General features: G+C 42.3%; 4 protein-coding genes. All 4 read right to left on the reverse strand.

The annotated features are described in order from the left end of the window. Nucleotides 1-35 precede the first annotated feature (35 nt). Nucleotides 36-5741, reverse strand: a complete 5706-nt coding sequence (locus tag JMN32_RS23560; RefSeq protein ID WP_202858841.1) for a type I polyketide synthase — start codon at nucleotides 5739-5741, stop codon at nucleotides 36-38. A gap of 24 nt (nucleotides 5742-5765) precedes the next feature. Then, the gene (locus JMN32_RS23565; RefSeq protein WP_202858842.1) at nucleotides 5766-6989 is read right to left on the reverse strand and encodes an ACP S-malonyltransferase; all 1224 of its coding nucleotides are present in this window, start codon (nucleotides 6987-6989) and stop codon (nucleotides 5766-5768) included. 26 nt (nucleotides 6990-7015) lie between these two features. After that, a complete protein-coding gene (locus JMN32_RS23570; RefSeq protein ID WP_202858843.1) occupies nucleotides 7016-14674 on the reverse strand; it encodes a non-ribosomal peptide synthetase/type I polyketide synthase in 7659 nt (2552 codons plus the stop codon). 103 nt (nucleotides 14675-14777) lie between these two features. Beyond that, nucleotides 14778-18155 (reverse strand): non-ribosomal peptide synthetase, encoded by a 3378-nt coding sequence (locus tag JMN32_RS23575; protein WP_202858844.1) that lies wholly within the window; start codon nucleotides 18153-18155, stop codon nucleotides 14778-14780.

Genomic DNA, 18155 nt, shown 5'->3' on the forward strand with positions numbered 1-18155 from the left:
TTTGGAATATTTAATTTGTTGATTACGAAACTTATTTATATGTCTGATTTACTTTTTCTCTTCCTGAGCATCATCAACTTACTGTTGACCTCTTTTGCACTTTTCTTTTCCGCTACTTCTGCTACTTCAGGTTCTCCATCACCTTTATTTGTGAAATGGTCTATGAAAGATGTGATGGTAGGATAGGTATAGTAATCTGTGATCTGCACATCCAGGTCAAGTCTTTTCTTGATCTTGCCATTGATCATTACTATATCCAGCGAAGTAAGTCCAACTTCAAAGAAGTTGCTATTGGGGTTAGTATCAACATCAAGGAATTTGTTAAACTCCTCTCTGATCACTTCTCTAACCTCTTCTTTATCGTGTACCTTGCCTTCACCTTCCTGTTTACCATTACTGCCCCTGTCCATGATGATAAGTCTGCTCAGGTAGTCTACATCCATTCGGGTAGAAATTACCACTTGCGGCTGCTCAACCAACTGAAGCAGGTAGTTAAGGCTTTTCAGGCCTTCTTCTCCGCTGAAGCCACCAACCAGATCATCATCTGTTACCCGCTTGTGGTGCTTCTCCACCTCAACGGCAAGTCCAATGCTCTCCCAGCGATCCCAGTTGACCGCAATAACCTTTTGTGAAGGGTTTTTGGTCTGTACATAGTTGGCAAATGCATCTACAAACAAATTAGATGTACAATAATGGACCTGTCCTACAGCGGAAACAAATGATGTAAGTGCTGAGCTTAACATCACAAAATCAGTAGGGATATCCCGGAGCGCATTGACCAGGTTAACGGCACCTTTTATTTTAGGGCTTAGTAACTTGTAAGCCAGACTTTCATTAACATTCTGGATGGTACAATCATCAGGAGTGGCAGCCAAGTGCATAACACCGTCTATACGTCCGTATTTTTTATAAACGTACTGCATTTGCTGATGTACAGCTACTTTATCTGTTACATCAAAATTGGCCAGTTCATACCTTATACCATTCTTTTCAAGGTCTATCAGTTTTTTTAACCTCTGCTTCAACAGCTCGTTGTTGTGGTTTCCTGCTGACTGAGATACCGCTCCTTTTTGTGCAAGTATTACGCTTGTATTTCTCTCTGCACCTTCCCCCGGAAAGCTTACTATATTTTCATACTGACACTTCTTCAGTTTATCTTTCCATTGCTGAGCACTCATTAGTGGTGAATGGTTTTTCACTCTGTCATCCTCATACTCAAGCCACCCTTCTACAAGCCCCCAAATGAGATTTGTCCAGCTATAGATATAGGTTGACTCAACCAGCCCGAGATAGCCTCCTGACCTCAGCAATCTCTTGAGGTTATCCAGTGCTCCGGAGACCTGTTTGGGTACATGCACAACATTATAACCAAGTATTATATCAAAACTATCTTCACGGAAGCCCTGAGATACCGGGTCTGTTGCGATGTCAAGTACCTGATAATTAATGAAGTCAATGCCTCTTTTCCGGGCTTCAGCCTCTGCTTTGATGAGGTTAGCCCTAGCCACATCAGTAAAGTAGTATTCAACTTTTTCCGGGTCAAGGAGAGGAAGGATATGACTTGTTAACGAGCCAGAACCTGCACCAACTTCCAGGATTCTCAACTTCCTGTTTTGAGGCAAAGTATTAATCAGTTCTGGTAGTAAATTCTCTCCACATAGCTTAAGGTAAAGTTCATCATCTGTAAATGCGGGGATGCCCTGCATTTTTTCTGCTATAATACCTTGTGGTGAGTCCTTATATAAAAATGATACCGGCTCTTTTTGACCTGTCAGTATTTGATCATAGGTACGGGTACACTCGTATACCAGCTCGAATAACCCTGCAAACACCTTATGTTGTATGACAAATTTTTCAAGCAGAGACTCCTCATTACCTTCACTAACTCTGAGAACTTTAATGTTATTACCCTGTACGCTTATCCATTGTTCTGACTCCAGTAGATGGAATAAGTATCCTAATAACTTGTCATACTTAGGCTCAACTTTCAAAGTTTTAGACAGTTGTTCCTTGTTCAGAGTATCTCCTTTGTTAATAGCAGCATTTCGCTGTAAATAAGCCATTGTATTGCTGGCACAAAACGTATTCAGATCTTGCAACACGGTGCCATGCTCTTCGATTTTGAGTATACCCAGCTTCTGTTCCAGCTCCTGTTCCTTTCTCAGAATAAGTGACTGCGACTCATCACTAAGCCCTTTTACCTGCTCACCTTTTTCCTCAGTCTTGAGTTTGCCTTCAAGTATATCTTCCCATTCTTCCCGTTCCGGCAAGGCATTCTTACCTGTCAGAATCAGACTGGTATTTTCCACTTGCCCAAAGTATTTAGCCATTTCTAAACCTATACCTCCAAGACCCCCTACCATTACGTAAACGCCATCTTTCTTTAGCAAGTCCTCTGCTCTTCTTTCCGCCAAACTTTCTGATAATTTGTTAAAAGAAGGCACCCATCTGTCTCCCATACGAAATGCTACCGCCGGGTGAAAATGATCATTATTGATCTCTGCTATTACGGCATCGATATCACTGACTTTTCCATTACTGACCTCCAGATCAATCAGTTGCGTTTTGATGTGATCTGTTTCTACCTCTATGAGTTTAGCTGGGCCATGAAACAAACTGGTATAAGGGTTGGTGTTATCCTTTGCCAGTACTTTAAAAGTACCACTGCCCAGCACTGTAAGCTTAAATGGCCTTTTGAGAGGTGTAAGTGCCTGAGCCAGTTTGTTTAGGCTCAAAAAGCCAAGATCCATAGCCGTACCTAGTATTTCTTCTTCATTGACCTGATCCAACTCGCCAAGTCCTCTACCAAATATTATAGACTCGGGAAGTGTATTATTTTCTTGCAGGAACTTGATCAGCGCTATAAAGTTCTGATTTTGTGCAGGGTCAATGGTAATATGCTCCGGATTTGTAAAATCATTTACCGTTCCAAATTTCACCTGTATCACCTTGGTGTGCTTTGCCAACTCCTCTAAAAAAGACCTTTGTATTTCAACACGTTCGTCCATAAAGGCCAGTACCTGGTTTGATACGTGGGTCTTACCTAGCTTCGGTGCTAATTTCCATGTTGGTGCGTATAGCCAGTCTCTGATCTCTCCACGATTATTAACTTGCTGCACTAATTGATTTTGCATTTCTGGTTCGCCTGATATCAGTTTTTTATAGTCAAACTGAACTTTGTCAAACGGATAAGCGGGAAGCGATACCATTGAGGCACCTGCCTTAACAGGCCATTTGATATCGACACCATTTACCCATAGCTTACCCAGTGCCTGCATGAAATATTCTTGATCATCTACATCAAATGACGAGGGTCTCATGGTAGGCACTATATTCTTTGCTCCACACTTTTTGGCAAAACCTGAAAGTGTATTGCCAGGTCCTACTTCAGCAAACACTATGTTGCCCAAGTCCATTAGCTTTTGAACCCCTGAAGCAAAATTGACTTTATTTCTTAATTGTTTCCACCAGTATTCAGGACTGGTTGCGTCTTCATTTGTTATGAAATCTCCTGTAAAGTTGGAGATGAATGGGATCTCCGGAGTTTTAAGTTTGACATTTTCAAAGGCTGATAAAAACCTGTCTTTTACTTCCTCCATCAAATAGGAGTGAAAAGCGTGGGAGACAGCCAGTTTTCGTCCTTCGTAACCTTCAGCTTCCAATACTTTACGTAATTGCTCAATAGCCTCGTGTGCACCTGTAAAAACGACCTGTGAAGGTGTGTTGACCGCAGCAATATTTACAAACTCATTGGTATAGCCTTCTGCTACGTTTTCGGGCATCATTACACTCAGCATACTTCCCTCATGGGCAGCTTGCATGGCCTTACCTCTTTCTACAACAATCCTTAAGGCTTGCTCGAAATTAAATACCCCTGAAATACAGGCTGCAACATATTCTCCCAAGCTATGCCCTATCATGTAAGATGGCCTTACTCCATATTCCATAAGCTTTTGAGCCAAATGGTATTCCAGACAGAATAGGATTGGCTGAAGATAAGCTGTCTCTGTTAGCCTCAATACGTCTTCTTCGGTAGCTCCCATAACGATGTTCTTCACATCGGCTCCCAAAAGGCCTTCCAGGGTGCTAAATGATTGTGTCAGGTTCTGCCTGAATATCTCGTCCTGACTAAAAAGTCCGTAAGCCATTTTGATATATTGGCTTCCCTGCCCGGGAAACATAAAGACAACTTCGCCTTGGCGAATGGCCTCTTCCCTTTCTACAGAGTTTTGATCGAGAATACTCTGCTTAATAATATTTTTACTGTTTCCTGAGTAGACTACCCGATGTGGAAAGTGCTCACGCTTATGCTGCAGCGTGTAAGCCACATCACCAATTGCAGGAGAGCCATCTTCTTTTAGGAACGACGCCAGGGACTTCTCTAGTTGCTCCAGACTTTCTTGTGACTTGGCGCTCAACGGCAACACACAGAACCCTTCATCATTGCTCTCTGTTTTTACTGCGTTCTTATACTCTTCCAAGACTACATGTGCGTTGGTTCCTCCTATCCCAAATGAACTCACGCCTGCTCTAAGAGGTGTACCATTGGCCTCCAGCAAAAGTAGTCGGTTGTTAACATAAAAGTTTGTCTCATCCAACTTCAATGCCGGATTGGGTTCATTAAAATGCAAGCTTGGAGGCAACACATTATGTTTTAAGCTTAGTACTGCCTTGATAAAACCGGTAACTCCGGCGGCGGCATCAAGGTGTCCAAAATTGGATTTAGCAGAAGTAATAGCACATTTGTAACCATCAGGCAATTGACCAAAAGCTTTTTGAAGCGCTTCCAGTTCTATCGGGTCTCCAAGTTCTGTTGCGGTGCCATGCGCTTCCACAAAGGCAATGGTCTCCGGCGATACCTCACTCATCTGGTGCGCAGTGCGGATGCAATCGCTTTGTCCTGATACACTGGGGGCCGTGTAGCCAATTTTATCATTCCCATCATTGTTAACTGCAGACCCTTTGATAACTGCGTAGATATTATTTTTTGATTCTACAGCATCCGAATACCTCCTAAGCACCACAACTCCGGCTCCTTCTCCTCCCACAGTACCCTGAGCATCGTGTGCGAAAGGTTTACAATGCCCATCAGGAGAACTGATCATCCCTTCCTGATAGAGATACCCCTCGTTTTTGTAATTGGTGATGGAAACACCCCCTGCTATTGCTACATCACATTCGCCATTCAGTAAACTCTGGGCTGCCATATGAATGGCCACAAGGGATGATGAACAAGCAGAACTTAGTGTAATGCTTGGTCCTGTCAGGTTTAGGTTATAGGAAATCCTTGTAGCCATATAATCTTTATCTACCAACTGAGACCCTGCAAAACTTCCATATACTTCGTATTGAGGAGAATTGAAAAACAGGTACTCCCAAAAAGGATTAGCAGAACCGCATAAAAAAAGTCCGGTTTTCTCCTTATGCAGACCTGGTGTATAACCGGCATCTTCCAGACCACGCCAAACCTCCTCGTGCATTACCCTCATTTGAGGATCCATTACTTCTGCTTCTCGTTTGGAATATCCAAAGAAGGCAGGATCAAAGGTCTCTTTTTCAGAAAGAATCCCATAAGCAGGCACATAATCTTCCGATGGTTTTTGTCCATCAAAAAAAGTTATCCCCTCAACTCCTTTTGTTAAATTTTCCCAAAACTCCCTTAGGTTCGCGGACTTTGGAAACCTGCCGGCCATACCGATAACAGCTATTTCCAGTCCGTTTTCATTTATAATTGATGACATAAAATATTTTTTATCGGTTTGACTTTATACCAGGTGCTTAAATTTATCGCTGAGCAAATGTGAAAGGCTTGCCTGCTGAATATCTGCCGGTACGCGTTTGTTGTTTAGTATGGTATTCAGGTGCACCAGGGCCTGTTTCAAATGTTGCTCCGAAGCAACCTCTCTCCCTTCCCTAATACTTTCTTCAATTTTAGCTATCTCCCGATATGGAGCCACTACATCCCGCTGATAATTACTATTTTGAGTATAATAGTTTCTGGTTGCCACTGCTACCCCTTTACAAGCACTGATCTTCATAAGGTATTCATCTTCAGCTACTAACAGATCATTTTTCAGTGTATTCAAATGCTGAATGGTATTGAAGGTATAGGCTTTGAAGGGCTTCTCGCTTTTTTGTGTAAGGTATGTAAGCACTTCTTTCGGCCCGACTTCAACGATGGTAGAAACGCCGGAAGCCTCCAATAAATCCAGTGACTGGAACCACTTTACGGGTGATACCAACTGTCTGGTCAGGTGCCCTTTAACATCGCTGCTATATAGTTTTGCTGTTTCATTGGCAATCACTCTGGATGTTTGGGGTCGAAAGGTGCAGCCGTCCAGTACCTTTTCAAAATCTACGGCAGCCTGCTGCATTAATGGACTATGGAAAGGGCCACTAAGATTTAATGGGTAAACCAGGGCGCCCTTATCTTCCAATGCTTTGGCAATGGTGAATATATCATCCTTAAAGCATGAAATACTACACTGCGTTGAAGTATCATAAGCAGAAGGGTAAACCTTAATACCTCCCTGTCTTAACTGATCGCACACTTGCTCCACTATTTGTGTATCCACATTGATAACCCATAGCATTGTGCCTTTGAGCTGTTCGGCAGCCGAAATAATGCATTCACCGCGCTTTTGCACCAGAGGAATGGCTTCTGAAAAACTCATAATACCATCACAGCATAGTGCTGAATATTCCCCCAGGCTATGCCCTATCATCATATCCGGCTCGATCCCTAGTTCAGCCTGTAGTACTTTGTAAGAGGCATAAGAAATAATAAGCAGGGAAATCTGTGCAAAGTTAAGCTCATTAAGCCTTTGCTTTTGATCGGCATCCTGCCAAACTTTAAATATGTCTGTACCGGCCAGGTCACTGGCTTCCTCAATGGTTTCTTTAAATACAGGGAATTCATTATATAATTCCTTACCCATCCCTGTAAACTGTGACCCAACTCCGGGAAACACAAAGCTGATTTTATTCATTCTATTAAATATTCCGCTTTAAAAAGTTAATTCTTTCTGTTTAATCGCTTCAACCTGTTGGCCTTACCTTGACGAATGGTTTCCGCTCGATCCAACGGCTCCTCTTCAACGGCCAACTCCTCGGGGAAAACGTTCGCAATGAACTTTTCTATGGTTGGGTATTTGAACAAGGCCATTATATCTATCTCTTTTCCTACAACTTCCTCGATCCTGGGTTTAAGCTTAATGACATTTAATGAAGTACCTCCGATATCAAAAAAGCGATCTTCTACACGCACTTCATCTATTTTCAGCACTTCTTTCCAAATGTTTGCTATTTGCTTTTCAAGGGTAGTTTTGGCCATTTTACCATTGACTTTCGCCTGTTCATTCAGGAAGGGAACTTCCTTAAGGGCTTGTATATCAACCTTACCATTATTAGTCAGTGGTAAAACAGGCACATGAGCATAGTAAGAAGGTACCATGTAAGGAGGTAAGCTCTCTTCCAGTTTTTCTCTTACTGACAGAACGTTGGCACTATCTGCCGAAGCACAATAAGCTGAAATGTACTTGTCGTTGTTTTTTTCAAAAACGTCGAGATAAACTTCATTTATTCCAGGCAGTTGTAAGATATGCTTACTGATTTCCTCAAGTTCGACACGGAAACCTCTTATTTTGATTTGGTTGTCGACCCTTCCCAAATACTCTATAGTTCCGTCGCTGTTATATCTGGCCAGATCTCCTGTTCTGTAGACGCGCTGTCCATTGAGGTGTTGTGGCTTAACAAATTTCTCTGCATTAAGTGCTGGTTGGTTAGTATAACCTATGGCCAGCCCGTCACCACCAATACATAGTTCACCTTTGATTCCCCAAGGCAGCAGTTCTCCCAATGCCCCCAGGATGTAGCATGAGGTATTAGCCACTGCTCTTCCGATAACTGAAACGTTGGCCGCATTCATATCGAGATTGCAAGTAGCTCCAATAGATGCCTCTGTTGGGCCATATTCATTATGCAGCTTCACCGACGGAAGCAATTCCTTGCTTCTGTTAATAAGTGCGGGACTAGCTTTTTCACCTGCCAAAACTACAAATCTCATATCCAACTTAGCATCTTGCTGATTAGCTATACCCTCCAGCAAAGCTCCATATAATCCAGGTGTTGCAACCATATTGGTAACTGAGGCCAAATCAGCATGTTTGAAGAGTTGCGCTGCATCCAGACGCTTATCGTCAGACACCAGGATCAACTTACCTCCTGAAAGCAGAGAAGCATATAAATTGGAAGCAAATCCATCAAAATGATAAGACAACAGTTGCAGTGTGTTATCATCTTTACCAAATGCATAGGTCTGAATCCTCCAGTATATGAAGTTCATCACTCCCTTGTTTGGAACCTCCACTCCTTTAGGCTCACCTGTTGTACCGGAGGTATAAATAATATATACCGGATCTTCAGGAGTCTCATTTCTTTCAGGGTTCTCCGGCAGGCTTTCCAGTTCAGCCACCTGAACAGTTAGTGTGTTACCAGGGCCATCTAATGAAAGGTCTGGTTGCTTAAGTAATAATTGGCAACCACTATCTTTTATAATCTGTTCGTTCCGTGTCTGAGGAGCTGCAGGAGATAAAGGCAGGTATGATCCACCCGTCTTTAATACTGCGAGCATTCCTATGACCATTTCAAGAGAGGGATCAAACAGTAATGCGACTCTTGGCTTAGACGTTTTACAAGTTTCTGCAATCCGTACTGCTAAGCTGTTGGCTTTATCATTTAACTCCCTGTAGGTTATTGGGGTATCTTCAAATTGTACAGCAACATGATCGGGATGCTGTTCTGCAACGGACTCAAAATAAGAAATCACTGTTGAGTTCGGATATTTTTGAACAGGTCCACTGGCATTCTCGATTATTCTGGTCTTTTCCTCTTCTCCCAATAATTCGTAACTACTGATCTCCAGAGTAGCACCGGCCAGTATACCCTCAACAATTTTCTTAAAATAACCTGTAAATTTATCTATAGTAGCTTCTTTAAAAAGCTCTTTGGTATATTCCCACCTAAAATGGAACATGCCATCCATTTCATAAGTAGAAAGGATCAGCTCAAAGGCTGCACGATGTTCCAGCGGTATATTTTTTTGCTTCAGGTCATTAAGCTCAAAAGTGGTTTCCTCATAATTTTTGAAGACAAACTCCACATCAAACAGAGGATTTCTCCCTGTCTCTCTTTCCAGTTTCAGCTCATCAATCAGTTCATCCAGGGGAAAATCCTGGTTATCAAAGCATGAGATTGCAATTTTATTGAGCTCCTTTAAAAATGCCTGAAATGTCCATTGCGGCTTCACTTCACTTCTAATTGGCAAGGTATTGATAAACATTCCAATTACATTTTCTAAATCGGGATGACTCCTTCCTGCACTCGGAGAGCCTATAATAATATCCTCCTGATTACACAGTTTGCTCAGAAAAACTTTGTAAGCAGCAAGTAAAAGCACATACAATGTTACCCCTTCCTGTTCTGCCAGCTTTCTTAGCCTCGACGAATCTTCTTTACTCAAAGCAAAATTACTGGTGGCTCCCTCATAGCTTCTCTCTTCCGGCCTGGCATTATCTATAGGCAGGTCAAGCATAGAGGGTTCGTTGGCGTATTGTTCCAACCAAAACTCCTTTTGTCTTGCTATGGCCTCCTGCTGCTCTTCCTGCTGTTGCCATTCGGCAAAGTCAACATACTGTACCGGAAGATCTGGCAATTGATCATCATTGTAAAAGTGAAGGAAATCACTGATCAGGATATTTTGTGAAGAACCATCGGTTATGATGTGATGCATGTCTACCAACAAATAGTTGACTTCCGGTGATTCCTCAAAAAGGGTGATCCTCAAAAGTGGACCTTGTTCCAAATCAAATGGTCTCACAAATGCTTTAAGCACCTCTTCAACGGTAGTATCAGCCCCTGAAACAACTTCCAGTTGGAAAGTATCTGAGTTGTTAACCTTTTGGTATGGTTCTTTATCATGCAGCACAAACGTTGTTCTCAAGCTACTGTGTCTTTCAAACAACTGTCTTGCTGCATTCATAAGCCTGTCTTTATCCAGTTTTCCTTCCAGCTTTACCAGTTTAGGGCTATTGTAGGCAAGCGAGTTCTTATCGAGTTGGTATACAAAATAAAGTCTTCTCTGCACCGCCGAAAGTGCAAACAACTCTTTGTTTTGTGCCTTCGGAATAGGTATATATTCCGATTTATCTGCTTCCAGTCTCTGCTCGATCAAGGTACTAAGACCGGATATATCACTATGATTAAGAAAGTCCTTAATGGAAACTTTGACATGAAGGGCCTTATTGATCCTTCCGATCAGAGTCAGGGCTTTAAGAGAATCTCCGCCAAGATCAAAGAAATCATCATCAACACTAATATCAGGCTTGCCAAAAAAGGAATGCCATAGTTGAAGGAGTACCTCGCTAACACTCCCTAAATGCTCTGTTGACAATTCTACCTCTTCTATATGAGTGTCGTAATCATCGGCCTGCCTATCTGGCAACTGCTCGTAGAAGTCTGACAGTTTATGTCTTGACAACATCAACTCTGTAACTCCGGTATTTATTGATCTTTGCAGCACCTCCCCGGCTTCCTCGGCCGAGATACTGTCTACTATCTCATCAAATCCTTTTGCTCTGAGTACATTAGCAGCCTCATTGGCCATTCCCACATTTCGTACGTGGTTCCAGTTAATGCTTACCACATTATTTCCAAACTGTTCTGAAATCTGTTTTGCGTATGCATTCAAGAACAGGTTGGCAGCCACATACCCTACTTCACCTTCAGGGGCAGCAATAGAGGCAGTGGATGAACAAAAAATAAAGAAGTCCAGTTGATTTTTTTGCAATAAGTGGTTAAGGGTAATAGCCCCTACTGCTTTTGGCAACATTACTTTTAAATCATCTTCTTTCGATCTGTTATAAATGATCCCTCCAAAATCGGCTCCTCCTGCCGCATGTATTACTCCACTGATCGATCCTACATTCTTTTGTGCGTCTCTAATGACCTCCTCCATTTGCTGACTATCGGCAACTTCAGCCTGGTAATAAAACACTTCTGAACCAGCCTCCTCTATAGCCAGTAGAGACTCCATGGCTTTAGCCTTGGGATGACTTGCCCTTTTTTGTGAATCTCCCCAATCTTCTTTAGGCAATAATTCGCTACGTCCGGTAAGGATAAGTTTTACACCACTAACCCGTGATGAGATGTGTCGTGCAAAATTGATTCCCATACCTCCGGTACCTCCTGTGATCAGGTAGGTCTTTCCGTCTTTAAAACTTGCATCTGCTGTTGAGGTTACTGGTAAAGTAACCGGTTTCATACGCTGCACAAACCGGGTCTGATGGCGATAGGCTACAACTACATCGCGACTGTCGGATTTAAACTCGCTCAGAAGTTTCTCTACCAGAGTATCATCCAGTGTTGTTACATCAACATTTCTGCAAGCCAGTTTTTGAAATTCCTTAGAAATAATCCTTATGGCAGCCAAATGAAGTGTTTTTTCCGGAGAGGCTTGCTCGGTTGCAAAAACCTGATGAAGCCTGTTGGTTAAAGAGATAAGGGTAATTTGCTCTTGATTATTTAATTCGTCTATTGACTTGGCAATATTGATCAGCGGATAATAGTGAGCATCTAACTGAGAAACAAAAGACTCCTTCCCTGTTAATTCCACAATGGTCTCATCCATAGACCACATGAATAATATTCTTATGGACGCATCCTTAAAATGACTAAAAAGTACTTTATAATCATCCTGGTTATTAGCTCTTATGGTAAAGTGTAAATCGTCCGTTTTTTCAAATTCTTCTCCTTTCGAAACAACAACAACCTTTGCCCCGCTTATTCTCAGTTTATCAGTTAACGAGTCAGCAGACTCCTCTCCCTCAAATATGATCAGATAGTCATACTCTTGCTGCAATGTATCAGGTCTGTAAGCATCTGCCGTTTCCCAGGCTGGTGTATAAAAGCATTTCCCAAGATCATTTTCTACTGTGTGAACATTTTGGTTCATCCTTTCAGTAATCAGTCTGTAGGCATCTACTTCTGCAGGGAACTGCTGCTGATCAAAAGAATAAACCGGCAGTGATATTTTATGTCTTTCCTGATCCTTATAGAAGGCCTGCCAATTGATATCCGCACCATACTCCCATAGTTTACCCAAACCGGCATATAAATGATCAAGGTCTGTAGAATCATGGTCCTGATGCTTGCTCACTGTAACCACTTTATGCCCCTTATGACGCGACGTATTAGATCTCACAAATACGCTCAATTCTATACCCGGACCAATTTCGATAAAATTGGCATCTCCTTCTGACATTACCGTATCAATCCCGGTCTTGAACTTCACTGTGCTGACCAAATGCTGTATCCAATATTCAGTTGATAATACAGTTCCTGCTTCCTTTTTTTGCCCGTCTACATTGGAGATCAATGGCAGAGTCAGCGGTTGCATGTCTATTGTCTCTAAAACCTTGCGGTAGTCATCCGCTATATGGTTCATATGATGAGAATGGTACGCTGAGGCTCCGGGTATGATCCTGCATGATATTTTTTCACGCTCAAGTACTTTCATTAACTGCTCTACAGCTTCATGCTCTCCGGCCACCACCTGTAGCTCACTACTATTGGCGGTTGCCAGCGTCACTCCTGCATGATCTTTCAGGTACTTGTTCAGTTTCTCTTCGGTTACTGATACGGCCATCATAGCACCGGGAGCTACTGTTTTCATCAATTTTCCCCTTTTGATGATCAGTTGCATAGCGGCTTCCAGGTCAAATGCACCTGCAATGCAAGCCGCTACATACTCTCCCAGGCTGTGGCCAATAACCATGTCCGGCTGAACGCCCCAACTCATCACCGATTTTGCCAGGGCATATTCCACGGCAAACAATATTGGGTGAGTATAGTTAGTTTGGTGGATCAGGTCTGAATCATTTTTTGATTCAGAAAAAAGAATATTTTTCAGCTCTACATCCACATATTTTTGCGCGATCTCGAAGCAGGCATCCAAAGTTTCCCTAAAGACTGGCAGTTCTTGGTAAAGGCTTTTACACATGTTTACATATTCAGCCCCCTGACCAGCAAACATAAAAACAGCCGGTACTGATTTATGTCCGTTGAACAGCGACGGATGCTTCAGCAACTTTTCTGATGAAAGAGCTTCGAGTAGTGATGCTTTATCATGAAACACCACTGATTTGCGATATCTGAGATCTGCTCGCCCTTGATTGTAGGTATAGGCAAGGTCAGATAGGTTGGTCTGCGGGTTACCCTCCAGATATTGTATCAGTTCGGATACATTACGCTTTAATGCGTCTACAGAATGGGCAGAAAGTTTGACCCAATCAATAGTGTTGCAGGCGGTGTTGTCTGACACTTCAGGGCACTCTTCCAATACTATATGGGCATTGGTACCTCCCATTCCAAAAGAGCTCACTCCTGCTCTTCTGGGGGTTGCTCCTTTTTCCCATGGTTTTAAACTGGTATTGACAAAAAACGGTCCCTGATTAAAATCGATCTTTGGGTTTGGTTTTTTATAATGCAAGCTGGCTGGAATACTCTTATTTTTTAAGGAAAGCACCGTTTTGATAAAGCCTGCTACTCCGGCAGCTGTATCAAGATGGCCTATGTTCGTTTTTACCGAACCGATTGCACAGGCTGTTCCGTTTTTTCCAAAGACTTTATTCAGTGCCTCTATTTCGATAGGGTCTCCCAATGGTGTACCTGACCCATGTGCTTCTACCATGTTTATGGTTGCAGGGTCAACTTTAGCCATATTATAGGCTTTAAGAATAGCTTTATACTGCCCATGCTCGCTTGGAGCTGTAAAAGACATTTTCTCAGACCCATCATTGTTAACTGCTGCTCCCCTGATAACGGCATAAATATGGTCTCCATCCTTAAGGGCATCCTTGTAACGTTTCAGAGCAACCACACCCACTCCCTCTCCTCTTATTGTTCCGATTGCCTTTTCATCAAACGCACGGCAATGTCCATCATTAGAACTTACCATACCTTCTTCGTAAAAATAACCTCTTTTGGTGCTATGGCTTAGCGAAACGCCACCGGCAAGGGCTACCTTACATTCCCTCAAAAGTAAACTCATTACTGCGCGTTGAATGGCAACGAGTGAAGTGGAACAGGCTGTATTTAGAAAAAAAGCCGGCCCCTGAAGGTTCAACAAATAGGATACCCGGGCACATAGGTAGGTTATGTCTTTCAGCTGAGAAGCTGTAAAACTGTCTACATAGTTTTGCTCATTAGCAAACATAGCATAGGTCTCCCAATTTAAACTGGGCGACCCTCCGGCAAAAAGACCTATCTTATCCTGGTTCTTTCGGATATCTATCCCTGCATCTTCCAGCGCTTTCCAGCATTCTTCATGAAAAAGCCTGATCTGAGGGTCCATCAGTTGCGCCTCTTCAGGGCGATAACCAAAAAAGTCAGCGTCAAAGTTTCCCTTACTTTCAACGAAAGAGTTGGCTTTCACATAGTTAGGGTGCTTGTATTCCGTTTCAGGAACACCTGCCTCTGCCAATTCTTCATCCGAAAAATAGGTTACAGATTCATAGCCATTTTTCAGGTTATTCCAGAATTCGTTAAGGTTCTTAGCGCCAGGAAACCTACCTGACATACCAATAACAGCTATTTCTATACCACTATAATCTTTCATTATATTTAATTCTCTATGATCACACGGATAGTCATTTTGGCTAAATCATTTTTGTAGCCTGATGACCATTTTCATATCTTTTTAAATTCTTTTTGAGACTGTATCAGTCTTCCATTTCACCCAATATGTTATGCATTGCATCAACCTCCTCGTTTACTTCCTCAATATCTCTGGCGGATTGCTCTTCCTCCGTCTGAAGGTGAGCAACCAGAGATGTTATAGTAGGATGATTAAAAAGCATGGGTACTGAAATTCTACGTTCAAGAGATTCGGTTAACAACGTACTGAGTTTAATAAGCATCAACGAGGTGCCTCCTGATTGAAAAAAATTAAAATTGACTCCAATTTCATCCTCTTTTAATAGCAAAACCTGAGACCATGCTTTTATAATTGTCCTCTCAAGGGACGTTTTCGGCAGTTTTATCTCTTCATAGGCTTTGTCAATCGGGGCTGGCAAACTTTTTCTATCAACTTTGCCACTGGCAATTAGTGGCAGCGACTCCATCCAAATATATTGACCAGGAACCATGTACGGAGGCAATATAGCCTTTAGCGCTTCGCTTATATACTGATAATCCAGTGGGGTATCTGCTTCATAATAGGCTACAAGTCTTTTATTGGCTCCATCGCCATATATACTTACCACAGCTCGCCCTACTCCTTCAATCCTTCTGATCTGACTTTCTATTTCCAATAGCTCTATCCTATTTCCAAATAGCTTAACCTGGTGATCAACTCTACCCAAATACTCGATATTACCATCTTCCCTCCAATAAGCGAGGTCTCCGGTGCGATAGATGCGGGATTCACCCCCAAGATTACTTTCTATGAAACTGGCGGCTGTCAGGTCATCCTGCTTATAGTAACCTATGGCTAACCCTTCACCTGCAAGATAAAGCTCACCTATCACACCTAAAGGCACTTTATTTCCATCAGGGTCAAGAATATGACACCTAAGATTATCTATTGGTTTCCCTATGGGAACTGTGTTCAAAGGTTGATCTAACGGACATTCATAATGGGTAACATGAATGGTGCCTTCAGTAGGTCCGTACATATTTACCAACCGAATACCGGATACCTCCTTAAATTTCGTTCTAAAATACTCAACCAAACCGGGGAGCAACGCCTCGCCACTTGCAATTACCAGTCTTAAGGAATTAAGTGCTCTAAAAGCTGCTTCATCTTTCAACAGGTTAAGAAAGATCTCCATCATGGAGGGCACGAAATGAATAACCGTGATGCTTTCTTTTTTCACAAGGTCAGCTATCAACTCAGGATCTCTTTCCATTCCGGGGGGCATTATGATAAGCGAGGCTCCCGAAATGGACCACCAAAACAACTCCTGAAGGGACACGTCAAACACTAGTGGTGTTTTCTGTACCAGAACATCGGCTTCTGTTAATGGGTAATCTTTTTGGTTCCACAGCATGTTGTTCATCAATGCATGATGGTCTACCATTACTCCTTTGGGCTTACCTGTTGAGCCTGATGTGAAAATGGTATATGCCACGTTGCTACCAGTAATCTTTATCTGCGGTTGCTTTGTGCTACATTTGATAATATCGTTCGCTGCCAAATCCAGATCCACCCATCGACACCCTTCTGGCAAATCTATTTTAAACCTGTCTCTGGACACCACAAGATCAATATCCCCCTCTGAAACAATTTGAGATAATCTACTTTCTGGCTGATCCACCCCTAAAGGGATATAGACAGCTCCGGCTTTCATAATACCATAGATAGCCGGTATTAGCCACAGTTCTCTCTCTAATAGAAATCCAATGCGCGTGCCCTGAGTGACTTGAAGTTCATTATGAAGAAATGTTGCTATTTGATTTGAAAGATCCTCCACTTCCTGATAGGATAGTGACTGGTCCTCAAACTTGACGGCAACATGATCCGGGGTACGTTCAACCTGCCTGGTGAAAAGATCCAGAATAGTCTGATCCGCTCTGTCAATCTCTGTAAGGTTGACCTCTCCAATAACCTTGTTTTCTTTTTCTGGCAATATATTGAGACTCTTTATGGCCTCATCAGGGCACTGAAGGGCTACATCACAAATTTGTTGTATATATTGAGCCCAACGTTCAATAGTAGCCGGTTTAAAAAGGGAGGCATCATATTCCATTTGCCAATCCAGCCTTTCTTCACGTTCTGTTACGGTTATAGTAAGATCAAACTGTGCGGTAACATATTGATCGGTTGACAACGGGCTTACCCTCACACCTTCCATTGTTAATTCAGGAAGATCATAATTTCTGTAAGCAAACATTACATCAAAAAGTGGATTTTTGCTTTGGTCCCTTTCTATGTCAAGTTTTTCAACCAAGGCTTCATATGGATACTGCTGATTCGAAAAACATTGTAACACCTTATTTTTGGTTCTTTTCAAAAGGGATCTGAAACTTTCGTTTGAATCTATTTCCCCTCTGATAACCAGCGTATTGACAAACATTCCAACTAATTTATCCAGTTGCTCATCATTTCTCCCTGAAACAGGTGTTCCAATAGTTATATCCGTACGTCCTGTCAATTTATACAGGAGTATTTCCACAGCACTCAGCAACAGCATGTACAAAGTAGCCCCCTCGTCCTCCAGCAGCTTATTCAAACTGGCTGGCCTATCTGTCACAAAGCGTAGCACCTGTGCCTTTCTGTTACGTCCTATGGATTTGGGATAGTCCGTTCTTAAATTAAGAGGAGTAACTCCTTCTCTAAACTCATTCAACCAGAAATTCTCCTGTGCTTTTAGCTTGTTTTGCCAATACTGACTTTGCTCGTAAACGGCAAAATCCACATACCTCAGGTCTGACCGACTGATGGCTTGCTGATGATAAGCGTCCATCAGTCCCTGAATCAGTATACCCTGGGAAATACCATCGCATATGATGTGATGAGTATCTATTAATAGCCAATGACTAGTTTCATCTATCCTGACCAACCCTCCTCGTACCAGTAGCTCATTCTTTAGATCAAAGGGTCTTTGAAAGCGCTGAACACACTCGTTCAAATTATCACTCTCATAATGGTCTATACCAAATGACACCTGCTCATCAATGTATTGAACGGGCTCTCCATTAACAACCTTGAACTTTGTTTTAAGAGAGTCGTGATTTTCAATAAGTTGTAGGAATGCCTGTTCCAGCCGGGTTTGATCCAGATCCCCTTCAATTTTAAGAATTTGAAGTTGATTATACGCCAAAGAAGATGGCTCCAGTTCAAAGAGGAAATAAAGCCTTTTTTGAGCAGAGGTAAGTGGGTAATGACTACGCACTCCTGCATACTCAATATGCTCCACCGAAGCAGATTTTGAAAGGCTGCTTAGGTAGTTTATAATATCAGCTTTATGCTCTCTGATCTGCCGGATCAGGGACTCATCAGTACCGCCCTCAGGAATACTCACTTTCAGATTACCCCCTTCAACCGTCAGGCCTATGTTATTTTTCTTTAACGTCAGTAATAGCTCTACTACGCCCAT

Origin of the sequence: Fulvivirga marina (assembly GCF_016775155.1) — a bacterium.
GTDB lineage: Bacteria > Bacteroidota > Bacteroidia > Cytophagales > Cyclobacteriaceae > Fulvivirga > Fulvivirga marina.